This is a genomic window from Burkholderia sp. 3C (genome assembly GCF_054589155.1).
Map to the genome: position 1 here is coordinate 247,471 of NZ_BAAILN010000092.1, position 25,731 is coordinate 273,201.

Here is a 25,731-nt window from a genome sequence, read left to right on the forward strand (position 1 = left end):
GTCGTCGGCGCGAAGCGTTGCAGCGCCTTGCGGATATCGCCGGGAAACGGCATCGACGCTACCTTGTCGAGCGAAATCATCACGAACACCTGCTCGCTGCGCAGGCGGATCTCGTCATCGACGCTGCCGGTGAACATCGCCGTCAGCGAACGCTCGCCGAGCCGCGTCACGTCGAGCCGCAGCTTCAGCAGCTCGCCCTGGCGCGAGGCGCGGATGAACTCGGTCTGCAGCTTGACGATCGGAATGCCGAGCCGGCGCCGGATCAGCCCGGCGAAATCGACCTGCAGGCCCTCGTTGAAAAAATCCTCGAGCAGCCAGTTGGTCAGCACCAGATACTGCGGGAAATAGACGATGCCGGCCGGGTCGCAGTGGGAAAAGCGGATCAGGTAATCCTTTTCGAAACTTGCCGCGCTCATGCGTGGGGTTCTCCTGTCGGGTAGCGGAAGCGGAATCAGGCGGGCGCGGCCGCCGCGTACTGCTCGGCGACATGCGGGTAATTGGCCGGCAAGCATGAAGCCATGCTCGGTCAACACCGATTCCGGATGGAACTGCACGATTGCACGACGTTGCAGGTAAAAGAATCGTCGTTGTCGCTCATCGGATGCATGCCGTCGAAATGCGGCACGCGGAACGATTCCTGCCCCGCGCGCGGCGCGGCAGGCCGACCGTCGAGTTGTGGCGCACGAACGTCGCGCTCTCCCACTCGCCGGCCTCGAATCGATCGCCGTCACGCTCAACATGTTTGTTTCCCTACAAGATTGATTCCGGTATCTCCCTGCAATGCACGGCTCGCCAGTTGTGCGAGCGCGCGGCGATTCGGCTTGCCGTTGGCCGTCAGCGGCAGTTCGTCGATCAGCAGCAGCCTGACCGGGCGCTTGTAGCTCTCGAGCTGCCGCAGCATCGCGAGCGCCTCGATCGCCGCGTCCTCGTCGCGAATTGCGTGCGAGCCGCGCAGGCAAAGCACCGGACGGTCCTCGCCGTTTTCCTCGCGGCCCGGCACCACGAAACAGTCGCCGAGCTCGGGGGCGTGGTCAGCGATCAGCACCTCGATCTCGGTCGGCACGACCCAGCGCCCGAACACCTTGAAACGATCGTCGTCGCGGCCGTGGAAGTAGAGAAAACCGTCCGCGTCGCGGCTGAACAGGTCGCCGGTGCGATACCAGCCGTGGGCGAAACGCGCCGCGTCGTCTTGCGGGCGCCGCCAGTATCCGGGCGCCACCGCCGGCGATTTCACGAGCAGCACGCCGGTCTCGCCGGGCCTTGCCTCGTCGCCGGCCTCGTCGACGATGCGCACCTCGCAGCCCGCCAGGATGCGGCCGAGGCTGCCCGCACGCAGCGCATCGGGATAGCTGGTCGCGAACACATGACAGAGCTCGGTCGCACCGATGCCATCGTGCAGGTCGAAGCCGAAGCGCCGTTGCCAGCGCGCCCCCGTATGTCCAGCCAGCGGCGCGCCGGCCGACAATGCGAGCCGCAGCGAGCAGTCGGCCGGCTCGAGGCCGTCGTCGAGCAGCATCCGGTACAGGGTCGGCACCGCAAACAGCACAGTGGGACGGAAGCGCCGCAGGTTCGCGGCGACCCGCCCGGCATTCGGCCAGACCGCATCGAGCACCGCGCTGGCGCCGAGATAGAGCGGGAAAAACAGGCTGTTGCCCATGCCGAAGCCGAAGAACGATTTCGGCACCGAATACAGCGTGTCGTCAGCCGTCAGCCGCAGTTGCCGCGTCACGGCCTCGCAACAGGCCAGCACCGATCCGGCGCTATGGATCACGCCCTTGGCCAGGCCAGTGGTGCCCGACGTGTACTGCAGCAGCGCCGGGGCCTGGCGCGGCCGAGCGACCACGGCATCCCATTCGCGCGCGCCCTCGCCTGCTCCGGCCGGCCGGGCGCCGCACGCCAGCAGCGTGCCGAACCAGCCCGCCTCGATCAGAAACGCCTGCGGGTGCACGGCTCCCCCATCGATCGCGGCACGGATCGTCTCGCCCCGGGCCACCTTGCCATACACCATCCGCGGCTCGCAATCGGCGAGGATGTGGCGCAGCGGCGCGACGTCCAGCTTCGAGCTGACGACCACCGGCAGCGCGCCGATCGCCAGCGTCGCGAAGAAGATCACGGCCAGGTCAGGCCCGTCGTCGAGCGCGATCACGATCCGCTCGTCAGCCCCGACCTCCTGCCCCATCATCCAAGCCGCATGACGCCGCACGGCGCGGTCGAGCCCGGCGTAATCGAGCTCGAAATCCGGGCCAACGTAACAGGTCTTGTCGAGGTGACGCTTGTTGAACAGCAGTTCGGCGGCAAGATTGACGTCGCTCATACGCACCGCTCCGGGTCGTAACGGGCGGCCTCGCCGCCGACCTCGTCATTGGCGGCCCTGCGTGCGGGCAGCACGTCCGCGGCCACGATCTGCGCGCCCCCGGAGCGCCTCGGTTGCCCCGCCAGCGCCTGCCCGGCGCTCAGCCGCGAATCGCAACTGCCGAGACAGGCGCGTTCGAGAGCGGCCTCGCGGCGGATTTCGCCGATCGAGACAAGCGCCGGGTAGGTCCTGATGCGCGACAGCGTCTGTCCTGGCGCGCCGCTGTTCACGTAGTGAGGCAATTGCTGTTGCGGCATCGACTGCCAAGTCGCCGGATGCCGTAGATCACGTAAAGTTGACATCTCAATCTCGTGGTTGAACCTGATCCGCCAATCACCGGGCGGCCCTTCGCGAGAACCGGCCGGCCGCTGGCCCTTTGTCACCGGTGCCCGGCTCAGGCTGGGGCGCCATCCTCCTGCACGGCCGTCTCGTACTGGCGGCACGCCTGCCAGACGGCATCGAACATCTCGACGCGCAGTGCAATCAGCTCACGGCCCACGCTTACCGCAAATTCGAGACGCTGCGGCTCGTTGTTGGTAAGCTCGCGCATGATCCCGAGCATGGTCAGTGCATGATCCTCGTCTTCCTCGATATGCAGGCGGAAGAACTCGGTGGCGTCCTCGCCGTAGCCGAGCTGGCGCAGCGCGGCCAGCACCGGTGCGTAGATCACCGGCACGATCGCCTCCGCGCCCAGGCACATCGCGGCCAGGCCGGCCAGCGCGTCGCTCGACCTGCAGTGGGCCATCATCGTGTTCTTGAGCCGCAGCGTCTGCGGCAGCGGCTCGTGATCAGCCGGCGCCACGCCCACCACGCGCAGCGTGCTCTGGAACATCTCGGCGTGGGTGATCTGGCCGTCGCCATCCACGCCCATTTCTTCCTGGAGATTCTCGAGCAGCGCGCGAATGCTGTCGCTGTCGCTCAACTGCCCGATCAGCGCGCACAGGTAACGCGTGAAATGACGCGAATAGTGGCTGTGCTGGGCAAGAAACGTCTTCAGCATTTCCGGACTGGCTTCGCCGCCTTCGAGCGCGAGCAGCAGCGGATGCGCCACCAGTCGTTGCAGGTCCTGCTCCTGCAACCAGTCCGTCCAGATCTCGCTGACAAGGCCGTGGGGCTTCTCTTGTGCGGGCGTACCGCCTTTCATCGAAATTTCCATATCTGCCTCCGTTGAAGAAATATGCATTGCATCGTTGCCGGCGAGGCATCCGCGACACTCCGCGCGAACACCGCGCCCCGTGAAAGATCCGGCGCTGGATCTCAGGCCGGGCCAAACCTCACCTCACCGCGGCCCAGGCGCAGCACCACCAGGCCGGTGCAGGCGCAGACGAGCGGAAACAGGAAAATCCCCGGCCAGCCGAAATCGCGCGCGGCGATGCCGCCGAGCCACGAGCCGAGTGCGGCGCCGGTGAAGAAGACAGTCATGAACAGGCTGCTCAGGCGCGAGGCCGCACTCGGATCGAGATTGAGCACGCGGCCCTGCGAGATCACATGGACCGAGCGGATACAGACGTCGCAGCCGATGAAAAACACCACGATCATCAGCAGATGCGTGCCGACCAGGAAAGCGGCCACCGACACCGTGGCGAGACACGCGCCGAACAGCACGATCACGCCGCTCCAGTGCAGGTGTTTCTGCAGCCGGCGCACGATCGACGGCGAGCGCAGCGCGATCACCGACGAAAACGCGAGCAGGCCGGTCTGCCCCGCGCTCCAGTTCAGCGTCGCATGCGCGAGCGAGATCACGTTGGCCCAGATGCCGTTGGACGCGGCGAAGAAACAGGCCGCCACCAGCGCGAGGCGGCGCAGCTCGGGATACGCCTGCCAGAGCCCCAACTGCCGGCGTTGCATCTGGCCGTAGCGCGGCGGCTGGCCCATCGGCACCTCGCCGACCGCCCACACGAGACGTGCGGCCCACACCAGCGTCAGGGCGCCCGCCACCAGATACACAGGACGCCAGCCGAGATGCTCGGCGCCCCAACCCGACAGCACGCGCGCGCCGAGCAGGCCCGCGAACAGCGCGGACATCATGCTGCCGACCACCCGGGCGCGCTGTTCGGGCGGGAACGCTTTCGCGCAATAGGCAATCAGCAGTTGGCCACCGATCGACAGCATCCCGGCCAGGAAGCAGAGCACGGTCAGCACGTCGAGCGAGGGCGCCGCCGACTCGGCGATCACCACCAGCCCGAGCGCGCCGATCACGGCCGGCGCAAGCCGGCGCGGTGCGATCAGGTCGCCGAGCGGCAACCCGAGCACGAGACCGAGGCCGTAACCGAGCTGGGTCGCCACCGACAGCCGCGACAGCGAGCCGGCCGGCACGCCGAACGTGGCGGCGATCGCCCCGGTCATCGACTGGTGGTAAACCACCGCGGCGACGGAAAAACCCGTGGCCAAGCAAAAGCACCAGCGGTCGAGCGGCGACAGGGATTGGGGAGATACCATGAATATCCGTCGGTCAGGATGGGTTCGCATTCGATCGGAGAAACCGGGCCGGTCAGTCGAATTCGAGAACCAGGTTCGGCGTGAGCGGCCGCGCGCAACAGCCGAGCACGTAGCCGTCGGCCAGTTCCTGGTCGTCGAGCGCGTATTGCGTCGTCATCTCGGCGCGCCCCTCGACCACGCGGCAGCGGCAGGTCGCGCACACGCCGCCCTTGCACGAGTAGCGGATGTCGATGCCGGCCGCGAGCGCCTCGTCGAGGATCGTGTCGGCGGCGCCGGTCCATTCGATCTGGCGTGTCGCACCGTCGACGATCAGCGTGATCCGCTTGCCGGCGCCGTCGGCTACGGCAGCCCGCTGCGCGCGCGCCACCGGTTCGGTGGCCGGCTTGAAGAACTCGCGCCTGATGCGCGATTTCGCGACCCCGGCCTCCTCGAGTGCGCGGCAGACGTCTTCCATCATCTGCATCGGGCCGCACACGAAGGCATGATCGATCGAGGCGGCCGGCAGCCAACTGCCGAGCAGGCCCTGCGCGCATGGATAGGTAAGTCGGCCATTGCAGAGCTCGACTTCCTGCGTCTCGCCGCTGAACACGTAGATCAACGAAAACCGCGACGGATATCGATCCTTGAGGTCCGACAGCACCTCGCGAAACATCATCGCGGCGATATTGCGATTGCCGTAGACAAGCGTGAAGCGGCTTTCCGGCTCCTCGCGCAAGGTGGTTTCGAGGATCGACAGCATCGGCGTGATGCCGCAGCCGCTCGCGAAACCGACGTAGTGCAGCGCGCGCCCCGCCTCGAGCGGCACGAAGAAATTGCCCGACGGCGGCATCACCTCGATCTGCTGGCCAGCGCGCAGGTTGCCGTGCGCCCAGTTCGAGAACAACCCGCCCTCCACTTTCTTGATCGCCACCTGCAGCGGCGCACCCACCGCGTTGCAGAGCGAATAGGCGCGGCGCACCTCCTGACCGTCGATCGACGCGCGCAGAGTCAGGTGCTGCCCCTGGCGGTGCATGAACTGCGATTTCAACTCCTGCGGCACCGCGAATTCGAGCACGGCGGCATCGCGTGTCTCGGGCCGCACGGCCGCGATCGTCAGCGGGAAAAATTGCGACATGGTGGGTTCCTCCTGATCCTGCGTCTCAGATGCACTTGAAGTGCTCGAACGGGTTCTGACAGTCATCGCAAACATGCATCGACTTGCAGAGCGTGCCGCCGAACTCGCTCGTCAGACGCGTTGCGTCCGAGCCGCAGTACGGGCACGGCGGCGACGGCATGCGAAAGCGCAGCGGCTGCCGGCCGTCGGCCACCGGCAGCGGTGGCGCGATACCGGCCGCGGCCAGCTTCGCGCGGCCGGCGGGGCTGATCCATTCCGTCGTCCAGGCCGGATCGAGCCGGCTTTCGATCACAACCTGCTCGATGCCGTGGTCGTTCAACACGCACCGGATCGCTTCCTCGATCGGCCGCCTCGCGGGACAGCCGCTGTAGGTAGGTGTCACCACCACGCGCAGCACGCCGTCGACCCAGCGCGCCTCGCGGACGATCCCGAGGTCGACCACCGAGACGAACGGCATCTCCGGATCCGGCACATGGGCCAGCCATTCCCAGATGCGTTCGAGACCGGGGCGAACGCCGTTTTCGTGGATGGCGCTCACCATTGCGCTCCGGGATGGGCCCGCTGCAGGTACTGCATCTCCATCAGCAGCCCGACCAGATGTTCGGAGTGCTGGCCCTGCTTGCCGTACTGCATGAGCGAGCCGCGAGCCGGCGTCGCCAGGCCCGCTTCCGCGAACACCTCGTCGACGTACGTCCGCCACTTCACCCGCAGCTCGGCGAGATCGCAGCCGATGCCGCGCTCGAACATGAGCGTCTCGAGGTCGTCCATCAGGAACAGTTCGCCGACGTAATCCCAGCATGCGTCGAGCGCGCGTTCGAGTTTCGCGCGGCTGAGCGCGGTGCCGCCGCCCAGACGCACGATCCAGTAGCTGCTGCAGCGCAGGTGATAGGCGTTCTCCTTGGCCGACTTGGCCGCGATCGCGGCGATCTGCGCGTCACGCGAATGCGAGAGCGCGGCGAGCATCAGCGCATACCAGCTGTCGAACAGGAACAGACGCATCTGCAGGTCCGCGAAATCCTGGTTCGGCTGCTCGACCAGCAGCACGTTGCGGAACTCATGCGCCTCGCGCAGATAGGCGAGTTCGTCCTCGCCGCGCAGCACCGGGTAGAGACTCCCGGCATGACCGAGCCACATCCGCGCCTGCCCGAGATAATCGAGCGCGACGTTGGACAACGCGAGATCCTCCTCGAGCGTCGGGCCGTGGCCGCACCACGCGCACAGCCGCTGCGAGAGGATCAGGCAGTTGTCGCCGAGACGCAGCACGTAGTCGGCCAGCCCCGTGTCGAATCCGTTATTCGTCTTCACAGGTTCTGCACTCCTTCCGGTACCTGAAAATACGTGGCGTGACGGTAGGCTTTGTCCTGCGACGAGGCGAACCAAGTCGATCGATCGTCGGGGTTGCTCGTCACGAGATGCTCCGAGGCGACGAGCCAGAGGCTCACACCCTCACCACGGCGCGTGTAGACGTCACGCGCGTGCTGCAGCGCCATTTGCGCATCCGTCGCCTGCACGCTGCCGATGTGGCGGTGAGCCACGCCGTTCTGGCTGCGCACGAATACTTCCCAGAGTTTCCAGTCAGCCATGCGAAACCTCCGCGCCGTCCTGCCGTGCGGCATAGGCCGCGGCCGCCTCGCGCACCCAGGCGCCGTCGTCCCAGGCCTTGTTGCGCGCCTCGATTCGGGCCCGGTTGCAGAGCCCGCCGCCATTGATCACGCGATCGAATTCATCCCAGTCGATCCGGCCGATTTCGTAATGGCCGGTCTCGGCATTCCAGCGCAGGTTCTCGTCCGGTACATCGAGGCCGAGGAAATGCACCTGCGGCACCGTCTGATCGATGAACTTCTGGCGCAACGCATCGTTGGAATAGAGCTTGATGCCCCATTTCATCGAGCGCGCCGAATGCGGCGAGTCGCCATCGGGCGGCCCGAACACCATCAGCGTCGGCCACCACCAGCGATCGAGCGCGTCCTGCGCCATCTGGCGCTGGGCCGGCGTGCCCTGCACGAGCTTCATGACGAGGTCGAAACCCTGCCGATGGTGAAAGCTCTCCTCCTGGCAGATCCGCACCATGGCACGCGCGTAAGGTCCATAGGAGCAGCGCGACAGCGGCACCTGGTTGACAATCGCCGCGCCGTCGGTCAGCCAGCCGATCATGCCGACGTCGGCCCAAGTCAGCGCCGGGTAGTTGAAGATGTTCAGATACTTGGCGCGGCCGTCGAGCAATCGGCCGTAAGCCTCCTCGCGCGAGATGCCGAGCGTTTCCATCGCGCTGTAGAGGTACTGCGCATGGCCCGCCTCGTCCTGCACTTTCGCGAGCAGGATGCATTTGCGGTGCAGCGTCGGCGCGCGCGAAATCCAGCCGCCCTCGGGCAGCATGCCGACGTACTCCGAGTGAGCGTGCTGGGCCATCTGCCGCATCAGCGTACGGCGGTAAGCCTCGGGCATGCCGTCCTGCGGCTCGATCTTGCGGCCGTCGTCGATGCGCTGCTGGAACACCGCCTCGTCGACTTGCATCGGTTCGATGATCTCCATGTCGCCCCCTCAGGCCGCAAAGACGTGTTCGAGCAGACTGCGCTCGGCTTCACGCGGCAGCAACGACAGGTCGGCCTGGTGATTCCAGAGCAGCTCGACAAACTTGCTGCGATCGCCATCGTCGTGGTCGCGCTGCCATGACCAGAAACTGTCGCGCACGACACGCTTGAGCACCTTGCCGGTCGAGCCGACCGGCAAGGCGAAGTCCGGTGCGGTCACGCCGACCACGACCGTGTAGTCGGGCAGCATCGGCTTGCCTTGGAACGGGTGGCAGGCCAGCGTGTGATACAGCAGCCGCTCGACATCGGCCCGCGCGCGGGCATCCGCGCCGGACGCGAGCCGCACCAGCACCACGATCGCCTCCTCGAACGTCGGGCCGCGCGAGACGCCCGTTACCGAGACGTCGAACACGTTGTCGAGCCGCAGCAGGTGTTCTTCGAGCAGCAGCGTGTAGCCGGGCGCGCCAAGCGTGGTGTTGACCACGTCGACGATCCGGTCGAGGTGGACGAATTCGCCGTTGGATTTGCGCAGGCCGATGTCGCCGGTGAGCCAGTAGCCGTTCAGGCGCGTGAGCGCGGTCAGGCGCGGCTGGCCGTAATAACCGGGGGTGACGGTGGGCGAGCGCACGCCGAAATAACCGGGCACGCCGTCGCCGAGCTCCTGGCCATCGGGCGCGAGGATCGCGCAGCTCGCATAGGGTGCAGGTGTGCCGACCGTTCGGATCGAAGTCACGTCGTTGGCGCGTGACACCTTGTAGAACTGCGACATGCCGAGCTCGGAGGCGCCGAACATGTCGATGAAGCGTGCCTGCGGCGCGATGCGCAGCAACTCGCGGATATGCGATTCGTGCGCCGTGTCGCCGGTGTTGTAGAAGCGTTGCACTGTACCGAGGTAGGCGTCGGGCAGGTGCTGATCGGCGAGCGAGGCGTAGGTTTGCGAGAATGCCGTGACGATCGTCGCTCGGAAATCGGCGATCAGGTTCGCCACCGCGTTGCCAAACTGCGTATTCAGCGACAGCGTCGGCAACTGCAGCAGCGTACCCGTCATCAGGTAGCTGATGCCGGCGGCGTGGGTGGTCGGCATCGCAGTGACGAGCCGGTCGTCGTCCCGCTCGACGAAGCCCTGGAGGCGCTCGCGCTTGCCCGCGAAGAATTGATCATGACCGAACAGCACCGCTTTCGGGATACCCGTGGTGCCCGAGCTGTGGCAAATCATGATGGTGTCCTCGCCATGGCGATCGACGAGCAATTGGCCAGCCGGCAGCGCCGCGAACCGGATGGCGAGACCTTCCTGGAACCCGGCATCGAGCGCCTTCACACCGGCCAGCGGCCCCGGCAATTGCCAGCGCGCGGCCGTCTCGCGATCGTAGGCCAGCACCGTGAAGCGGTTGATCTGCGCATAGGCCACGGCGATGTCCGGGCGCAGATTGCCGTTCACGAGCACTGGCACACAGCCGAGGCTGTTCAACGCCAGGAAGTGCAGGAACGAGGCAACGCCGTCGCCGAGATAGAGGCACACATATTCGCCCCTCTCCACTGCCTGATGCGCATACCAGGCCGCCAGCTCGGCGACGACGGCGTGCAGCGTTTCGAGCGAAAAGGACTGATGCGCATGCCCCGAAGGCGACACATAGGGCTTCTCCAGGAACAGGAACACCTCGTCCCGGTTCGGATACGCCTCGTACGCCTTCAAGAAGAAATTGCCGGCGCCCAGCTTCCGATCTTCGAACAGCCGGGCCCATACTTCTTTTTTCGCCTGAACTTCCATGTTTTCCCTCATTAACGTGCTTAAAACCTACAAATCGGCGGGCCGAACCCGTCGCCGAGCTTTCGTCGGAACGAACGAAGCCGACGCGGTACGCAACGCACGCCGCATGTCCTCGCGTTCAAATTCATTCAGATAAACCATCGAAGCCGCCCGGATACCGGCCGGTTATGCCCCGCCAATGCATATCGCACAACGCCATTACCACATCGCAGGAAGTGTTTTCCGGACAAACTCTTTATCAGGAAACTCAGGAAGCGTCGATTATCGGAGTACTTTATTTAAACTGCGTCACTTCGACGCGATAAAGACAAACAAGATTCAACGCAAATAAATATACATCAGACTTTGCGAACAGCTCACAGCCAAGATGGCACTTATCGAGCACGACAAGATGGTCAAGCGGTTTTCCGGATTTTTGCCATCACGGCTTTATGGCCTTGGAAAATCGATATCCGCGAACCGGAATATAGGTAAAATCTAGGCGAATCGGGGCAGTCCGAAAATCATCGCCGCCGCTTGTCATTAAAAAATTCCAGCGCGAAATCCCAGGCGTCATGACATCGGCATTTCGCCCATTTACTTTGATGTATGCGGCAATCGCTTGAAAATTTATCGCGTTCGCCGCATAGGAAAATTATTCCCCTACATGAGATATGCGAAACTCCGAACATCCACGGGATGCCAAAAAGCATCTCACTCAAAGAAACAATCCATTGCTGTTTTTAGTAAAACGAGTCCCGACGGGCATAGCCCGATCGGCGGCATATATGTGCTCGGCGGTTTGCCGGCACGAAGCCTAAAACGCCAGCCGTTGCTGGTTTTTCACAGGCTTGACCTCGCATGGCGAGTCGGATCGGATCAAGGGATGGCAGTGCATTCAGCGAAGATTCCACTCGCCCGGTTGACCCTCGCCTGTCCAGGAGCTCGGGAGCATTGAAGTGGCGGACACACAATCCTTACAACATGGCCGCAAAGAGCCGCTCTATCTCTATCGTCAAATCTACGAACGGTTTCGCCGCGCAATCGCGAACGGCACCTACGCACCCGGCGCGCGCGTGCCGTCGATGCGCAATCTCGCGAGCGAATTGCAGCTCTCTCGCAGCACCGTCGAGCTGGCCTACGATCTGCTGATCGGCGAGGGTTACCTGGTGGCGCGCGGTCAGGCCGGCACGATCGTCTCGCCCTCGCTCGCATCGCAGCAGGTACGCGACTCGCTGGCGCGGGCCGACATCGTCCGTACCGTGCCCCGGCCACCGGCTCCGACCATGAAGGCGAACCCGCCGCCGTTCCAGCTCGGACTGCCGGCGCTCGACCTGTTCCCCCACAAGCTATGGGCATCGCTCGTCACCAAACAGGCGCGCGTGCAGAGCCGGTTGTTGGCCTATCCGAACCCGGCAGGCTACCAGCCGCTGCGCGAGGCGACCTCCGCCTACCTGAACATCTCGCGCGGGCTCGACTGCTCGCCGGAGCAGGTGTTCGTGATGCCCGGTTACCGCAGCGTCATCAGCCTGCTGTCGCGCACCCTGTTACGGCCGCTCGACGAACTCTGGCTCGAGGACCCGTGCTTTCCGGCCAGCCGTTATCTGTTCGCGAAGATGGGCGCGCGCATCGTCCCCGTGCCTGTCGACGAGGACGGCATCTGCGTCGCGAAGGGCAAGGAGTTGGCGCCGCATGCGCGTTTCGCCCTCGTCACGCCGGCGCATCAAAGCCCGCTAGGCGTGCCGCTGTCGCTGGTGAGACGCTTCGAGCTGATCGCCTGGGCGCAGCAGAACGACGCGTTCATCATCGAGGACGACTACGACAGCGAGTTCCGCTACGACGGCCGCCCGCTGCCCGCGCTGGCGAGCCTCGTGGCGACCAGCAACGTGTTGTACATCGGCACCTTCAGCAAGGCGTTGAGCCCTGCCCTCCGGCTCGCCTATCTGGTCGTGCCGAAGCCGCTCGTCGCGCGCTTCGAAGAAGCCTGCGGCCGGCTTTACGACGGCTGCCCGATGCTGCTCCAGGGCGTGACCGCCGATTTCCTCAATGAAGGTTATTTCGCACGCCATCTGAAGAAAATGCGTGCCGCCTATTCGCAACGGCGCGAGATGCTGATCGACAGCATGCGCGCGACCTTCAGCAAACGCATGCTGTTCCAGGACATGCCGGGCGGCCTGAACCTGCTGGCGAGCCTCGACGATGCCGAGGACGACCGCCTGCTCGCGCAGGACGCGAAGAACCACCATCTGGCCGTGGAGCCGCTCTCGGCACGTTATCTCGACGCACCGCCGAAAAAGGGCCTGCTGCTCGGTTTCGCGAACATCAAGTCCGCCGAGCAGGCGCTGGCGCTCGCGCAGGAACTCAAGGCCGCCATCGACGGACGCTGCTGACGGCAGACAAGGTCAAGAAGCTCGAGTCGTAGCGCAACGCATGATTTCAACCGATCTTGTGCCGTGATAGTCGACGCGATGGCGGGGCTCCGGATGACACGGCGCTCACGGTTGCGGGCAAGCAATCCGGCGAAGGCCGGCGGGACTGAGCCGCCGTGCGACGTCGAGATGGAGAGCTCGACGGCGGCCACCTGTTCGTGGCGTCGCCGCATGGGACACGATCACGGAGGACACCACGGGGCGCCAGCGCAGCTGGATGGCGCTGGTCCGGCCAGACGGACTGCATTTGCGGCGCCGGCGACGACGCACTGGGCACCGATCCCGTGCTCCGACAAGGCGGGCCGCCGGACTCAAAACGCTGCACGTCGGGAGCGCGGCTCGAGGCAAGGTGGACGGCTTGTCGTGGTGCCTGCCTGGTCGGGTCTGAGGACGCCGGCTGGCATGCGATCGACGCGATCGCCCCCGCGAATGACACCGGCCGCGGCCATCGCATCGCTGCGCCGTTGCGCGCGATTACCGGCGGATCTGTCAGGTCGGCCTACCCGTCACCCGCTCGCCCCCACTGATCAAACCCGAACCAACGGATCCCGCCCGACCGCGGGATACCGGTATTTCGTGGCAGTGATCCGCTGCCAGGCCTGCCGCAGCGGGCCGCCCGGCGATTAGCCGTGGGTCGAATGGGAGCGCCAGCCGGGAGATTGGCACGCCATCGCATCGTTAAGATAACTTTTCTTATCGAAACGATACGATCACCCCTTCAAACTGGCCGTTCCGAAATCACGCCACCCCGGCCTCAATCGATCGTGAACACCGTGCGCCGCCGGCTGTCCGTCTTCGCCCACGTCTCGCCGACCTGCGCCAGCGGCACCGCGTGCGCGTCGATCCGCAACCCTGCGCGCGGCGCGACGTCGAGCACCATGCGCAGCGCCTCGATCAGCATCGGCAACGGCACGCTGCCGATCCCACTGCCCATCAGCGTGATCGCGGTGGCGCGCAGCACGGCGGCCGGCAGCGAGATCTCGCTGCCGCCGATCGCGCCGATCTGCACGTAGCGCAGCTCGGCCAGGTCGGGCAGCGCGCGCGCCGCCGCGCCGAGCAACGCATGGGCGCTCGGCCCCCACAGGTAGTCGAGCACGATGTCCACGCCGCCCGAGAACTGCTCGCGCAGCGCGGCGTCGAGCGCGTCGTCCTGGGTCAGCGGCACGATCACGTCGGCGCCGAGCGTGGTCAGTTCGGCCAGCGCGGTGGCGTCGCGCCCGGTGGCGATCACCTTGCCCGCGCCCAGATATTTCGCGAGCTGCACGGCGAGCCGCCCCGACGAGCCGGTCGCGCCGTTGACGAGCACCGTCTCGCCGAACTGGAGCCGCGCGCGCTCCTTGAGCGCGGCCCACGACGACATGCCGGGGATCGCCAGCGCGGCAGCCGTCACGTCGTCGAGCGCGTCGGGCAGCGGCAGGCAATGCGCGTCGATGGCGACGCTGCGCTCGGCCATCGCGCCGTGCGGCGCGACCGGCGCGAAGAAGTAGACGCGCCGGCCGTCGGCGTCCTCGCCCACGCCATCGATGCCGGGCACGAACGGCACGAACGCCCCGCCCTGGCCCGCCGCCTCCGACGTGTAATGCACACCCGCCGCGCGCGAACGCGTGACATGGCTCAGGGCGGCGGCACGCACGCGAATCTCGCGGCAGCCGTCGGCGGCGCGCGGTGCGTCGAAATCGCCGTATACCGGCGCCTGGCCGGCCGATTTCACGATCGCTGCTTTCATGGGTTTTCTCCGTGGATATCCGGTTGGGGGTGGCGCGCTGCGTTCGATGGATCGACGCTCACTGTGCGCCGATCCAGGCGCGCAAGGCGGGGTCGCGCACTTCCAGCACCTCGAACAGGCCGAGCGCGCGCAGCGCCGGCAGCGCGGCCAGGATGTCCGCCCGCGCCTCGGCGCGCGCCTGAGGCGTCGCATCGGGCGTGCCCAGCACGCGCGCATTGAAGAGAAACGCGCCTACCGTGCCCTTGCGCACGGTCACGCCGTTCAGATCGGCCTGGTTCTGCCCGTCGGGCAGCAGTTGTTCCGCTCGCATCGTGATCCTCCTTGGGCAGTCGCCGCGCGACGCCGGTTTCGATAGAAAGCAGTTTATCGAGATAGAATCGGCCCAACTCCCTCATGCAAGCCATTCGATACGGAATTTCGGCCATGCTCGATCCGCTGCTGCCCCCACCACTCGTACTCCAGTCGGGCGGACCGTTAGTTGCGGCTGCTGAATTGACGCAGTCAGCGGCACGCGAAACGGACGTGCACCGGCACCCGCGCGGCCAGTTGATCGGCGCGTTGAGCGGGCTGCTGTCGGTGGGATTGGAGGCGCAGCAGTGGGTCGTGCCGGCCACCCATGCGATCTGGGTGCCGCCCCACCACTGGCATTCGCTGCGCTCGCACGGCCCGTTCTCGGGCTGGAGCGTGTTCGTCGAGGAAGCGGCGGCGCGCGCGGCGTTGCCGGCCGAGCCGCGCGCGATCCGCACCAACCCGCTGCTGCGCGAGGCGGTGCGGCGCGCGGCAAGCTGGCCGGGCGGCTCGCACGATGCCGACGAAACGCGCATCGCCGAGCTGATCGTGGCGGAAATCGCGGCCTCGCCGGCGCAGGCGCTGGGCCTGCCGAAGCCGAGCGATCGGCGCCTGGCGCGGATCGCCGATGCGCTGGCGGCCGACCTGGCCGACCATCGCGGCGCGGCCGATTGGGCGCACTGGGCCGGCATCGCGCCGCGCACGCTGAGCCGGCGCTTCGCGGCGGAAACCGGCATGAGCTTCGCGCAATGGCGCCAGCAGGCGCGCGTGCTGCGCGCGCTCGAACGGCTCGCGGCCGGCGCGCCGGTCACGACCATCGCGCTGGAACTCGGCTACGACAACGTCAGCGCGTTCATCGAGATGTTCCGCCGCACGCTCGGCGTGACGCCGGGGCGCTATGCGGCGGATTTGCCGGTGCGGGCGGCGGGTGGATGAAGCGGAGTTGAATCGACTGTCGAGCTGTCGAGCTGTCGAGCTGTCGAGCTGTCGAGCTGTCGAGCTGTCGAGCTGTCGAGCTGTCGGGCTGTCGGGCTGTCGAGCCTTCGGCCGTGTAGCCGTTTAGCCGTTTAGCCGTTTAGCCGTGCAGCCGTGCAGCCGTGCAGCCGTGCAGCCGTGCAGCCGCTCGACCCTCAGGCGACGGCCGCGCGCCCCCGTGTCCTCAAAACTCCTGCCGCGTCGGCCGGAACACCACCTCGTTGATGTCCACGTCCTCGGGCGCGCCGATCACGTAGGCCACCAGGTTCGCGAACGACTCGGCCGGCAGCGCGATGCCGTAGAACTCGCGCACGGCCGCCGCGATGTCGGCCTCGGTGATGCTGTCGGGCAGTTCGGTGTCGATCGCGCCGGGCGAGATCACCGTGGTGCGGATGCCGTACGGCTTCACTTCCTGGCGCAGCCCTTCCGACAGCATCCGCACCGCCGCCTTGGTGGCCGCATACACGGCGCTGCCCGGGCGCACCTTGTGCGCCGCCACCGACGCCACGTTGATCAGGTGCCCCGATTTCTGCGTCTGCATGTGCGGCAGCGCGGCGGCGATGCCGTACAGCACGCCCTTCAGGTTCACGTCGATCATGCGGTCCCAGTCGTCGGTCTTGCCGCGCTCCAGCGGCGAATGCGGCATCAGCCCGGCGTTGTTGATCAGCACGTCGATGCGGCCGAAGCTGGCCACGGCGGTATCCACCAGCCGCTGCACCTCGTCGCGTTGCGTCACGTCGGTGGCCACCGCCAGCGCCTCGGCGCCGTGCGCCTTCAGGTCGGCCACCAGCGCGTCGAGCCGCTCGATGCGGCGCGCGCCGAGCACGATGCGGGCGCCGTCGGCGGCGAGCCGGCGCGCGGCGGCTTCGCCGAGCCCGCTGCTCGCGCCGGTGATGACGACGACTTTGTTCTGGATCTGCGTGGGCGTGGACATGATCGATTCTCCGGTTGGGCGGGCGGCGGCAGAATGCGCGCGGCCCGCGTGGACGTCAGCCGGGGGAATGTAGCAAAGGCAGCCGCGCCGCGTGAAGCCCGCCGGCCGTGCACGGGCTCGTGAGCGTGGTTCAGCAATCGGGGCGACGAAAGGAAACCCGGAAGCAAAATGCGGCGCAATCCCCCAAACGAAAACGGCGGCGCAAGCCCGAAGGCCCGCGCCGCCGTGATTCGGCGATCAACGCAGGATCAACCCATCAACGCGCGCCGATATTCTTCCTGAACGCCGCCAGAATGCGCCGCTCCAGCGACAGGTAATCGCCACCGAAGTGGTGATCGCCGCCGGTCTTGACGACCTCGGCGCCGGTGCCGGCCAACGCCGGGCACAGCGTTTCCTTCTCGGTCGCGCCGTAGAAGCACTGCACCTGCTTGGCCGGCAGCTTGTCGAATTCCGGACGCACCTTCAGTGCCTGATCGCTGGCCGGCATGCCGAGCCAGCCGGTCACGCGAATCTGGAAATCGGCCGTCGGCGCGAAGCCGAGCAGCGACATCACGGCCACCTTCTCCTGCAGCGCCGGCGGCAGCCGGTTGTAGGCGAACGGGATCACGTCGGCGCCGAACGAATAGCCGATCAGCGCGACGTGCGACGCATGCCAGCGCGCCATGTAGGTCTGCATCACGCGCGCCAGATCGTGGCTGGTCTGCGCCGGCGTTTTCTCGCTCCAGAAATAGCGCAGGCTGTCGATGCCGACCACCGACACGCCATCCTTCTGCAAGGCCTCGGCGATCGTCTTGTCGAGATCGCGCCAGCCGCCGTCGCCGGAAATCACGATCGCCAGCAGGTTGCCATCGGCAGACGCGGCGCTGCCCGGCTTGGCCGGCAACTCCACGAGCGGCAGGTCGGATACGTCGAGCTCGTCGGCCGTGCCGTCGCGCAGGTGCGGCGCGAGCAGCGCGACCAGCTTCGACGCATCGCCGGCGGCGGCCGTGTCGACGAAGCCCGGCGTCTTGCGGCGGCTGACCGTCGGGTCCGGCGGGCACATCTTGAAGCGCGGATCGAGCGTCGCGGCCGGGGCCACCGTCACCGCGCCGGAGATGGTGTTCTCGGGCGCCTGCGCGAGCACCTGACGCGCGAGCGCGCCGCCCTGCCCGATGCCGGCCACGATCGGCGCGTAGTAGCGCGAGGTCTTGATCTGCCGTTCGAGCTGGTGGCTGACCGCTTCCGCGTCGCCCACCAGTTGATGGCAGCTTTCCTTGGTCTTGGCCAGATTGGCCGCGTAGCGCGCGGTATCCACGCCCACCGTCAGCGCGCCGGCCTTGGCCAGCACGGCCGCCGTGTTCTGGTCGTCGGCGCTCCAGCCGCCGGCCGCCGAATACAGCACCACGAAGCCGTGGATCTCGCCCTCGGGCTTCACGACGATCACGTCGCCGTAGCGCCCGCCCGGCAGGCGGCTCGGCACGCCGGCCTCGCCGATCACGGCCGAGGCGGGATGCGCCGCGCTGGCAGCGCCGGCATGCATTGCGTGATCCGCATTCGTTTTAGCGGCCGGTTTGGCGGTGTCCGCCGCGTGGGCGCCGCTTGCCTGGACAAGAACGAACGCCGCCGAGATGGCCAATCGGCCCCAATGATTCCACTTCATGAACGCCGACCTCCTGCCAGCAAAGACAAATCGGCGAGCGTCACGAAAACGCCGACCGAACCGGAAGCCGCGAGATAGCGCGGCTCCCATTGCGGCTCGAACTTGCTCTTGAACGCGCGCAAGCCGCGGAAATTGTAGAAACGCCCGCCGAAGCGCCAGACCACCCGGCCGAGCCGGTGCCACAGCGACGACATCGGCGCGGTGCCCATCCCCGAGAACGGCGCCATGCCGAGGCTCAGGCGGCGGAACCCGGCTTCCTTCAGATGCAGCGCGAGCTGCGTGAACAGGTATTCCATCGCGTACGGCGAGGCCTCGGGCACGTGGCGCATGACGCCGACGGTGGCGTCGGTGTTCAGGTCGGTGGTCATGAACGTGACGAACGCGACCGGCTCGCCGCCCTGGCGCACCAGCATCACCGACTGGGTGGCCAGATAGCCGTCGTGGAACGCGGCCACCGAGAAGCTCTTCTCGCGCGCGTCGCGGCTGTCGAGCCAGTCGTCGGAGATTTCGCGCAGCACCGGCAGCATGCCCGGCACCGCCTGCGGCTCGATCACCTCGACCGACATCGCCTCGCGGTCGCCGCGCTTGAGCGCATAGCGCAGATGCGAGCGGTTCGAGCCCTTGAGGTCGAACGCCTCCAGCGCGATATGCGCCTCCTCGCCGAGCTTGACGAGCGTGAGGCCCGCATCGAGATAGAGCGGCAGCCCCTCGGCGCGCACCTGATAGAACGCGGCGCGCCCGCCGTGGGTGTGCGCGCGCAGGATCAATTCGTTGATGAGCCCGGCCCATTCGTGGCGCGGGCCGACCGGATCGTAGAGCGCGGCCCAGGTGCGGCCGTGCTTCGCGTACATCAGGAACGCCTCGCGCGACGGCGAGAACAGGAAGCTCTTGTCGCCCATCAGCGCGAGACCCACGTCGCTGCGCTCCTGGGCGCGGATGATGCGCGCCGCGTCGGCCAGATCCTGCGGCTCGGGCACCACGAAGCGGCCCGCGGCCGGGCGCAGCATCTGCCAGAGCGACGCCATCGCCGCGAACACGCCGGCCGCCAGCGTGGCGCGCAAGGCCCGCGAGGCGCGCTCGTCGAACGCGAACTGCGACCAGATTTCCTGCGAATAGGGAATATCGCGAAACGCGAACAGCAGCACCCAGACGGCCAGGATCAGCACCATCGCCACCGACACGAACCAGCCGATCGTAAACGGCTCGGCGAACAGCGACGAGTGACGGTTGAAGCGGCGCCGGGACACCAGCAGCAGCAGCAGCAGCGCGCCGAGCACGCCCGCCTCGACGAACGCCAGCCCCTTCGAGAACGACAGCGCGAGGCTGACCAGCGTCAGGCCGAACGTGATCCACCAGGCCGCGTCGAGCCGGCGCAGCAGCCCGCGCGCGACGAACAGCAGCGACACGCCGAGCACGCTGCACAGCACCTGCGAGCCTTCCATGACCCACAGCGGCACCACCCCGCGCAGCACCGCGATGCGCTGCCAGAACGCGGGCGTGGCGCCCGAGATCACCAGCATGCCGCCCACCGCGAACGTCACGAGGCTCAGGAACAGCGGCGCGAGTTGCGAGACCTGCGCGGCCTGCGTCGAGACGAAGCGCTGGCTGACCGCGCGCCCCTCGAACACGGCCAGCAGGCCGGCCGACAGCGCCAGCGGCACGCCGAAATAGATCGCCCGATAGGCCAGCAGCGCGGCCAGCATCGACGTGGGCGGCACGGCGCTGCCGAGCGTGAACGCCATGGCGGCCTCGAACACGCCGATGCCGCCCGGCGTATGGCCGATCATGCCGAGCAGCAGCGCGCCCGAATAGACGGTGATGAACGTGACGAAGCCGATATGGCCGTGCGGCAGCAGCGCCCACAGCGCGAGGCCGGCCGCCACCACGTCGACGGCGGCGAACACGAGCTGGGCGACCAGGTCGCGCCGCGCGGGAATGTCGAACGAGAGCCAGCTCCAGCGCGAGCGCACCTCGCGCGGCTCGCGCCCGCAGAACGCCACCAGCCCGGCCAGCGCCACCAGGATCAGCGCGCCGATCACGGTCAGCCAGTCGGCCGGCACCGGCAGCATCGAGGCCAGCGGCCCGGAGCCGCCGACCATGCCGAGCGCGGTCATGCCGACGATGCCGAGCATCAGCGTGCCGCCCATGAACACGGTCATGCGGCCGATCTGCGCGGTGGTGACGCCCGAGGGGCCGTAGACGCGCACCCGCACCGCGCCGCCGGTCAGCGCGCCGAAGCCGGTGGCGTTGCCGAGCGCGGTGCCGGCGATGGTGCCGATCCACAGCGAGACGCGCGGCACCTTGGCGCCCACGTAGCGCAGGCCGATCCAGTCGCGCGCCACCAGCGCGGCGTAGCTGAGGGCGGTCGCGCCGAGCGCGCCGGCCCACTCGCCCGCCGTCAGGGCGCGCAGATGCCGGATCACCGAGCGGTAGTCGACGGTCTCCGACAGATGCTGGAACACGAACAGCAGGGCAATGCCGATGCCGAGCGCAAGCAACGGCGAAACGAGCCGATCGAGCCGCAAAGTCTGGCGGGCGCGCGTCAAACCGGCCGTCGCGCGCCGCGGTAAATCACTGAAGGACATGAATCAGAAGTGTCAGGCTGGAACCCGTCGCGAGTGTGGCGCTGCCGAAGCGATCGTCGTCATGCGCCTGCGTACCCGAACGCAGGCTGCATCGACCGCCGTGGCGGACTGGGCGGAATCAGGGCCGCCGAGTGTACCGGAGCGATATTACAAAACCTTTCGTGCAACTGCGGGAAACCCGTGCATGCCCGGCGATCCGCCCTGGCGCGCCGCCCCGTATCGGCCGGACGTGATTCGCACCGGCCGGCGCATGATACTGGAAAAGCCCCCGAAAAACGGTAGCGAAAACTACGTAAAGGCAAGCCCCTAGCGGCTTTTCACGATTCACGCGGGGTTCGACACAGTCCGGACACAACTGCTTCGGGGTCCGGACCATTCGACAATTCGCAGGATGCCTAAAAACGCGCGCTTGCGGTAGCCGCCTTACCGAAATATTTACGAATCACAACGTTTTTATTTCAATTCGACACACATGCAGCGATTTCGAAAGCCGCGCATCGGCCGCACGGGCAAACGGTGTACCCGAACCGTCAACTGATGAACACCACGCCCTCGCCCACCTGCAGGTGCGCCGACACCGGATCGTCGCGGTGCACGGCGATCAGGTTCAGCCCGGCCGGCACGCAGCGGTAGCCGAACTCGGCCAGGAACTGTTCGACCTGGGTCGAATCGGTCTTCAGCACCTCGACGGTCAACATCGGCTTGCAGCGGCGCAGCGTGTCGCGCGCGCCGGTCAGCGCCTCGATCTCCATGCCCTCGATGTCGAGCTTGATCAGGTCCACGCGCGGCAGGTTCAGCGAATCGAGGCTGACCATCGGCACCGTGGAGCCCGAGGCGGTGTCGTAGGCGATCGTCTGGCCGATGAATTCGCCGTTCTCGCGCGGGCGCAGCTCCAGGCTGCCGAAGCTCGCGTGCGCGAGGTAATCGGGTTGCGGCACGCTCAGTTCGCCGCAACGCTCGCCGAGCGCGGCCAGCTTGGCGCGCGCGTTCAGGCAGTTGTTCAGCGCGATGTTGCCGGCCAGCGCGTAGAACACCACCTCCTGCGCCTCGAAACTGAGCACCCGCCCCCAGCCGTGCATGTGGCGCGCCCATTCGAGCGTATGCACGCCGATGTTCGCGCCGCCGTCGATCGCCACCACGCCGTCGCCGTGCAACTCGTGGCGGCGCGTCAGCATCGCCAGCACGAAGTCGATTTCGCTCGCGTCGAAGCAGGCGTTCTCCAGCAACTGATGGCCGACGCCGTAGCGAAAGCCGGTAGTCGTGGTGTTGTGGTCGTGACGGTTCACGATCATCGTGCCGTGATTCGTCGCGGTGAGGACAAAGGCGATAGGACGCTTTGGAAAAGTCATGTCGGTGCCTCGGAATCTCGATGGAATTGTTGTGGGTCTCGCAGCGGCTGGCGGGTCGCGCCAAACAGGCCAAACAGACCGCGCAGGCACGCCGAACCGGTGCGCGGATTGTCAACCAGAACCGGCCGCGATGACCAGCGGGTCAGTCCCAATCCCGCCACAGCGGCATGGCGGGCGCGACGCCGCGCCGAGCCCGGCCGGCATCGCGCAAAACCGCGCCGGGCCTGGCTTTGGCGGGCTCGCGCGGGGGCCGTGCGAGGCCGGCCGCGGTGTGTAACGCGAGTAACGATCTGTGACGCTGCGCAACGCGCCGGGCGGCGGCCGATGGCGCGTGCGGCCCCGCCCCGCGCGGCTGGTGCGGAACGGGCCGCCCGCCAGGCCCGGGCGCACCCGATACGGCGCCCTTGCATGCGCGCCCACAGCGGCGGCCGCAGCCGGTAACATCTCGTTCCCGCGCTTCCCGGCACGCGGGCGGCCCGGCCTTCGCCGCACGGCCTCCGCTGCACGGCCTCCGCCGCACTCGCCGAACAAAAGGTTTTCCATGCCGTTGACCGCCCGACTGGCGCGCGCATTCGCGCCGCTGCTGTGGATGCTCTGTCTCGCCGCCCCGCTCGCGCCGGACGCCTTCGCGCAGCCGATCGTCGCCTCCGCCGCCAGCGCCACCGCCGCGCCGCCCGCGATCTCCTACGCCGACGCGGCCGCCACGCTCAAGCAATTGCAATCCGAGCAGGACCGCATCAAGCAGCAGACCTCGGCCGCCATCAGCAGCCAGCAGCTCGACACGCTCGACGGCGCGGCCGAGCAACTGAGCACCGACGTCGACAAGCTGATCGACGCGCTCACCCCGCAACGCGCGCAGGTGCAGGCGCAGCTCGACGTGCTCGGCCCCGCGCCCGCGGCCGGCTCGCCGCCCGAAACACCGGCCGTGGCGCGCCAGCGCGCCGACCTGACCACGCGCCGCAGCCAGTTCGACGCGCTGCTCAAGCAGGCCACCTCGGAACGCGACGACCTCGCGAACCTGAATCAGCAATACGCGAAACTGCGGCGCGGACTGTTGCGCAACCAGCTCGCGCTGCGCTCGGGCAGCCTGTTCGGGCCGAGCTTCTGGGCGCCGTTCGGCAAGCCGCTGCCCGACGATCGCGACAAGCTGCAAGGCTTCTTCGGCCAGATCAGCGCGCAGTGCGCGTTCGCCTGGGAGCCGGGCCGGCGGCTCGGCACGCTGCTGCTGCTCGGCCTCGCGCTGGCGATCTGGAGCGGCGGGCGGCGCCTGCTCGAACACGGCTTCGCGTGGTTCAGCCTGAACCGCCTGCCCGAGACGCGGCTGCGCCGCAGCGCGCTGGCGCTCGGCACCGCGCTGGCCACCGTGATCGCTACCGGCGTGGCGGTGCAATTGCTGTACGTGGCGATCACGCGCGGCGATCCGCTGACCCCGGCGCTCGACGATTTCGCCGCCAAGTTCAGCGAGCTGGCGATGACCTGCGCGCTGATCGCCGGGCTCGGCCGCGCGCTGCTCTGCACGCGGCACCCGAGCTGGCGGCTGCCGGCGATCGCCGACCCGGTCGCGCTCGCGATGCGGCGCTTCCCGACCGTGCTCGCCGCGCTGCTGCTGATCTCCGGCACGCTCGAACAGATGAACCGGATCGCCGACACCAGCCTGCAGGTCACGCTGTTCGGGCGCGGGGTGGTGGCGCTGGTGGTGGCGCTGACGATCGGCGCGACGCTGCTGCGCGCCAACCGCGCGCGCGCCGAGCTGGCCGCCGCCGGCGAGCAGCCCGAGGCGCGCTCGACGCTGGCCGGGATGATCCATGCCGCCGTGTCGCTGGCGGTGATCGCCTCGCTGGCCGCGTTGCTGATCGGCTATATCACCGTGGCGCGCTTCATCACCTACGAACTCGTGTGGTTCGAGATCGTGCTGTGCAGCTTCTACGTGCTCACGCAACTGACGCGCGACGTCTGCGCGAGCCTGTTCTCGGCACAGCATCGCAGCGGCGTCACCATCAAGAACCTGTTCGGGCTCGACGACAGCCATCTCGACCAGGCCTCGACGCTGCTGTCGGGCGTGGGCGTGGCGCTGCTGGTGCTGGTGGCGGCGCTGTCGCTGCTGACGGGCGGCTTCGGCACCACGCCGAGCGACCTGTTCGACAGCCTGCTGACGATGCTCGGCGGCACCAGGTTGCGCAGCCTGAACATCGTGCCGGACCGCATCGTCAACGCGGTGGTGGCGGTGGCCGTGGGCTTCTGGCTGCTGCGCTCGGTGCGGCGCTGGCTCGACAACGAATTCCTGCCGACGCTTGGCATGGACCCCGGCATGCGCGCCTCGCTCGTCACGCTGTTCAGCAACCTCGGCTACGTGCTGCTGGTGCTGATGACGCTGTCGCTGCTCGGCGTGCAATGGAGCAGCCTCGCGTGGATCGTCTCGGCGCTGTCGGTCGGGATCGGCTTCGGCCTGCAGGAGATCGTCAAGAACTTCGTGTCGGGGCTGATCCTGCTGACCGAGCGGCCGGTCAAGGTGGGCGACATGGTCAGCATCAGCGGCGTGGAAGGCGACATCCGCCGCATCAACGTGCGCGCCACCGAGATCCAGCTGACCGACCGCTCCACCGTGATCGTGCCGAACTCGCAACTGATCTCGCAGAACCTGCGCAACGTGACGATGGGCAACAGCAACCTGGGCGTGGCCACGCTGATGCTGACGTTCCCGCTGAACACCGACCCCGAACAGGTGCGCGACCTGCTGCTGCACGCCTTCGAGGCGCATCCGGGCGTGCTCGACAAGCCCGCGCCGTCGGTCACGTTCAGCCAGTTGACGCCCGACGGCATCACGCTCAGCGTGACCGGCTACGTCAGCAGCCCGCGCGTCACCTCGACCATCAAGAGCGATTTGCTGTTCGAGATCCTCAAGCAGTTGCGCGCGGCCGGCATCACGCTGGCCAGCCCGCAGATGCTGATGATCCAGAACGCGCCGGACGGCTCGGGCGCCGCTCGCCTGCCCGCGCAGCCGGGCGGCGGCGAGCGTTCGTAGGCGCTTTTCGCACGGCGCGCAGGCCCTGTCATACCGGGTTTCCGGCCGATCGTTACGGGTTCGTCATCAACGGTTGCAATCCTTTACGGCGTGTGACGCCCGCTTTCCCTAAGCTTGCGGTCATCACACCAATCAACGATAGGGGAACGAGATGAACAAGATCGCATTGCTGGCGCCGGCGCTGGTGGCCGGCTCGATGCTGGCGGGCTGCGTCGCCTACCCGGCCGATCAGGGTTACGGCGGCGGCTATGGCGGCGGTTACGCGGCCCAGCCGGCCTACGTGGCGCAACCGAGCGTGGCGGTCGATCTCAGCATCGGCTGGCACGGCGACCGTTATTACGATGGCCGCCGCTACTGGGCGCGTGACGACTGGAATCGCGCGCACCCGCCCGGCCCGGGCCCCGGCGGCCCCGGCTACCATCGCGACGATCATCGTCCGGGCGGCCCCGGCCCCGGCCAGGGCGGACGTGGCGACGACCACCGCGGCGGCGACGATCACCGCGACGACCATCGCTGGTAATACGCCGCGCCCCGGCAACGGGGCGCGCAACCACACCGCGCGAGCGTGACCGGATCATCCGGTTGCCTCGCGCGGTTCGT

Annotated in this window: 21 protein-coding genes; 4 read left to right on the top strand and 17 right to left on the bottom strand. The window is 67.4% G+C overall.

What is annotated here, in order from left to right; all coding sequences use genetic code 11:
- From ACYP33_RS17395 to ACYP33_RS17445, 11 genes are all read right to left on the bottom strand, one after another.
- A partial coding sequence (locus ACYP33_RS17395; protein WP_459622988.1) for an acyl-CoA thioesterase occupies positions 1-416 on the bottom strand: 416 nt, incomplete at its 3' end.
- 317 nt (positions 417-733) lie between these two features.
- Positions 734-2,314 (bottom strand): AMP-binding protein, encoded by a 1,581-nt coding sequence (locus ACYP33_RS17400; RefSeq protein WP_459622989.1) that lies wholly within the window; start codon positions 2,312-2,314, stop codon positions 734-736.
- A complete protein-coding gene (locus tag ACYP33_RS17405; protein ID WP_459622990.1) occupies positions 2,311-2,610 on the bottom strand; it encodes a hypothetical protein in 300 nt (99 codons plus the stop codon). Before ACYP33_RS17405 ends, ACYP33_RS17400 begins: the two co-directional genes overlap by 4 nt.
- Positions 2,611-2,747: 137 nt before the next feature.
- Positions 2,748-3,497 (bottom strand): TenA family transcriptional regulator, encoded by a 750-nt coding sequence (locus ACYP33_RS17410; protein ID WP_459622991.1) that lies wholly within the window; start codon positions 3,495-3,497, stop codon positions 2,748-2,750.
- A 113-nt stretch (positions 3,498-3,610) separates the two neighbouring features.
- A complete protein-coding gene (locus ACYP33_RS17415; protein ID WP_459622992.1) occupies positions 3,611-4,792 on the bottom strand; it encodes an MFS transporter in 1,182 nt (393 codons plus the stop codon).
- A gap of 52 nt (positions 4,793-4,844) precedes the next feature.
- A complete protein-coding gene (locus ACYP33_RS17420; protein ID WP_459622993.1) occupies positions 4,845-5,906 on the bottom strand; it encodes a 2Fe-2S iron-sulfur cluster-binding protein in 1,062 nt (353 codons plus the stop codon).
- Between the two features lie 25 nt (positions 5,907-5,931).
- A complete protein-coding gene (paaD, locus tag ACYP33_RS17425; protein ID WP_459622994.1) occupies positions 5,932-6,447 on the bottom strand; it encodes a 1,2-phenylacetyl-CoA epoxidase subunit PaaD in 516 nt (171 codons plus the stop codon).
- Positions 6,441-7,211 carry a 1,2-phenylacetyl-CoA epoxidase subunit PaaC gene (paaC, locus tag ACYP33_RS17430; protein ID WP_459622995.1) on the bottom strand — a complete coding sequence of 257 codons (771 nt, stop codon included), beginning with the start codon at positions 7,209-7,211 and terminating at the stop codon, positions 6,441-6,443. The genes paaD and paaC overlap by 7 nt, the downstream gene beginning before the upstream one ends.
- Entirely contained in the window at positions 7,208-7,489 is a 282-nt protein-coding gene (gene paaB / locus ACYP33_RS17435; RefSeq protein ID WP_459622996.1) for a 1,2-phenylacetyl-CoA epoxidase subunit PaaB, read from the bottom strand. The genes paaC and paaB overlap by 4 nt, the downstream gene beginning before the upstream one ends.
- The gene (gene paaA / locus ACYP33_RS17440; protein ID WP_459622997.1) at positions 7,482-8,438 is read right to left on the bottom strand and encodes a 1,2-phenylacetyl-CoA epoxidase subunit PaaA; all 957 of its coding nucleotides are present in this window, start codon (positions 8,436-8,438) and stop codon (positions 7,482-7,484) included. Before paaA ends, paaB begins: the two co-directional genes overlap by 8 nt.
- A gap of 9 nt (positions 8,439-8,447) precedes the next feature.
- Positions 8,448-10,130, bottom strand: a complete 1,683-nt coding sequence (locus ACYP33_RS17445) for a class I adenylate-forming enzyme family protein (protein WP_459622998.1) — start codon at positions 10,128-10,130, stop codon at positions 8,448-8,450.
- Positions 10,131-11,143: 1,013 nt separating this feature from the next.
- On the opposite strand from ACYP33_RS17445, the gene pdxR reads away from it, so the two are divergent.
- Positions 11,144-12,574, top strand: a complete 1,431-nt coding sequence (pdxR, locus tag ACYP33_RS17450) for a MocR-like pyridoxine biosynthesis transcription factor PdxR (protein ID WP_459622999.1) — start codon at positions 11,144-11,146, stop codon at positions 12,572-12,574.
- A gap of 793 nt (positions 12,575-13,367) precedes the next feature.
- On the opposite strand, the gene ACYP33_RS17455 is transcribed toward pdxR, so the two are convergent.
- Together ACYP33_RS17455 and ACYP33_RS17460 are read right to left on the bottom strand one after the other, a co-directional pair.
- Positions 13,368-14,339, bottom strand: a complete 972-nt coding sequence (locus ACYP33_RS17455; protein WP_459623000.1) for a quinone oxidoreductase family protein — start codon at positions 14,337-14,339, stop codon at positions 13,368-13,370.
- Positions 14,340-14,397: 58 nt separating this feature from the next.
- The gene (locus tag ACYP33_RS17460) at positions 14,398-14,649 is read right to left on the bottom strand and encodes a hypothetical protein (RefSeq protein ID WP_414445332.1); all 252 of its coding nucleotides are present in this window, start codon (positions 14,647-14,649) and stop codon (positions 14,398-14,400) included.
- 113 nt (positions 14,650-14,762) lie between these two features.
- On the opposite strand from ACYP33_RS17460, the gene ACYP33_RS17465 reads away from it, so the two are divergent.
- Positions 14,763-15,563, top strand: coding sequence for an AraC family transcriptional regulator (locus ACYP33_RS17465; RefSeq protein ID WP_414445333.1), 801 nt, complete (start codon positions 14,763-14,765; stop codon positions 15,561-15,563).
- A gap of 223 nt (positions 15,564-15,786) precedes the next feature.
- On the opposite strand, the gene ACYP33_RS17470 is transcribed toward ACYP33_RS17465, so the two are convergent.
- The 4 genes from ACYP33_RS17470 to ACYP33_RS17485 all read right to left on the bottom strand — a co-directional run bounded on the left by ACYP33_RS17470 (position 15,787) and on the right by ACYP33_RS17485 (position 22,109).
- Positions 15,787-16,536: an SDR family oxidoreductase gene (locus tag ACYP33_RS17470; RefSeq protein ID WP_459623001.1), complete on the bottom strand. Its 750-nt coding sequence runs from the start codon at positions 16,534-16,536 to the stop codon at positions 15,787-15,789.
- 256 nt (positions 16,537-16,792) lie between these two features.
- Positions 16,793-18,055, bottom strand: coding sequence for a virulence factor family protein (locus tag ACYP33_RS17475; RefSeq protein WP_459623002.1), 1,263 nt, complete (start codon positions 18,053-18,055; stop codon positions 16,793-16,795).
- A 116-nt stretch (positions 18,056-18,171) separates the two neighbouring features.
- The gene (gene mprF / locus ACYP33_RS17480; protein WP_414449244.1) at positions 18,172-20,760 is read right to left on the bottom strand and encodes a bifunctional lysylphosphatidylglycerol flippase/synthetase MprF; all 2,589 of its coding nucleotides are present in this window, start codon (positions 20,758-20,760) and stop codon (positions 18,172-18,174) included.
- A gap of 530 nt (positions 20,761-21,290) precedes the next feature.
- Entirely contained in the window at positions 21,291-22,109 is an 819-nt protein-coding gene (locus ACYP33_RS17485; protein WP_414445337.1) for an FkbM family methyltransferase, read from the bottom strand.
- 541 nt (positions 22,110-22,650) lie between these two features.
- On the opposite strand from ACYP33_RS17485, the gene ACYP33_RS17490 reads away from it, so the two are divergent.
- On the top strand, positions 22,651-25,131 hold the full coding sequence (locus ACYP33_RS17490) for a DUF3772 domain-containing protein (protein ID WP_459623003.1): 2,481 nt from the start codon (positions 22,651-22,653) through the stop codon (positions 25,129-25,131).
- Between the two features lie 151 nt (positions 25,132-25,282).
- Positions 25,283-25,651, top strand: coding sequence for a hypothetical protein (locus ACYP33_RS17495; protein WP_459623004.1), 369 nt, complete (start codon positions 25,283-25,285; stop codon positions 25,649-25,651).
- Positions 25,652-25,731: the final 80 nt, after the last annotated feature.

Excerpts from the sequence above, each read along its gene's own strand:
- paaA (WP_459622997.1), bottom strand. The coding sequence starts at position 8,438 with ATGGAGATCATCGAACCGATGCAAGTCGACGAGGCGGTGTTCCAGCAG.
- ACYP33_RS17410 (WP_459622991.1), bottom strand. The coding sequence starts at position 3,497 with ATGAAAGGCGGTACGCCCGCACAAGAGAAGCCCCACGGCCTTGTCAGC.
- ACYP33_RS17475 (WP_459623002.1), bottom strand. The coding sequence starts at position 18,055 with ATGCATGCCGGCGCTGCCAGCGCGGCGCATCCCGCCTCGGCCGTGATC.
- ACYP33_RS17420 (WP_459622993.1), bottom strand. The coding sequence starts at position 5,906 with ATGTCGCAATTTTTCCCGCTGACGATCGCGGCCGTGCGGCCCGAGACA.
- ACYP33_RS17415 (WP_459622992.1), bottom strand. The coding sequence starts at position 4,792 with ATGGTATCTCCCCAATCCCTGTCGCCGCTCGACCGCTGGTGCTTTTGC.
- ACYP33_RS17400 (WP_459622989.1), bottom strand. The coding sequence starts at position 2,314 with ATGAGCGACGTCAATCTTGCCGCCGAACTGCTGTTCAACAAGCGTCAC.
- ACYP33_RS17465 (WP_414445333.1), top strand. The coding sequence starts at position 14,763 with ATGCTCGATCCGCTGCTGCCCCCACCACTCGTACTCCAGTCGGGCGGA.
- ACYP33_RS17455 (WP_459623000.1), bottom strand. The coding sequence starts at position 14,339 with ATGAAAGCAGCGATCGTGAAATCGGCCGGCCAGGCGCCGGTATACGGC.
- ACYP33_RS17495 (WP_459623004.1), top strand. The coding sequence starts at position 25,283 with ATGAACAAGATCGCATTGCTGGCGCCGGCGCTGGTGGCCGGCTCGATG.
- ACYP33_RS17460 (WP_414445332.1), bottom strand. The coding sequence starts at position 14,649 with ATGCGAGCGGAACAACTGCTGCCCGACGGGCAGAACCAGGCCGATCTG.
- ACYP33_RS17485 (WP_414445337.1), bottom strand. The coding sequence starts at position 22,109 with ATGACTTTTCCAAAGCGTCCTATCGCCTTTGTCCTCACCGCGACGAAT.
- ACYP33_RS17470 (WP_459623001.1), bottom strand. The coding sequence starts at position 16,536 with ATGTCCACGCCCACGCAGATCCAGAACAAAGTCGTCGTCATCACCGGC.
- paaB (WP_459622996.1), bottom strand. The coding sequence starts at position 7,489 with ATGGCTGACTGGAAACTCTGGGAAGTATTCGTGCGCAGCCAGAACGGC.
- mprF (WP_414449244.1), bottom strand. The coding sequence starts at position 20,760 with ATGTCCTTCAGTGATTTACCGCGGCGCGCGACGGCCGGTTTGACGCGC.
- paaD (WP_459622994.1), bottom strand. The coding sequence starts at position 6,447 with ATGGTGAGCGCCATCCACGAAAACGGCGTTCGCCCCGGTCTCGAACGC.
- ACYP33_RS17490 (WP_459623003.1), top strand. The coding sequence starts at position 22,651 with ATGCCGTTGACCGCCCGACTGGCGCGCGCATTCGCGCCGCTGCTGTGG.
- ACYP33_RS17405 (WP_459622990.1), bottom strand. The coding sequence starts at position 2,610 with ATGCCGCAACAGCAATTGCCTCACTACGTGAACAGCGGCGCGCCAGGA.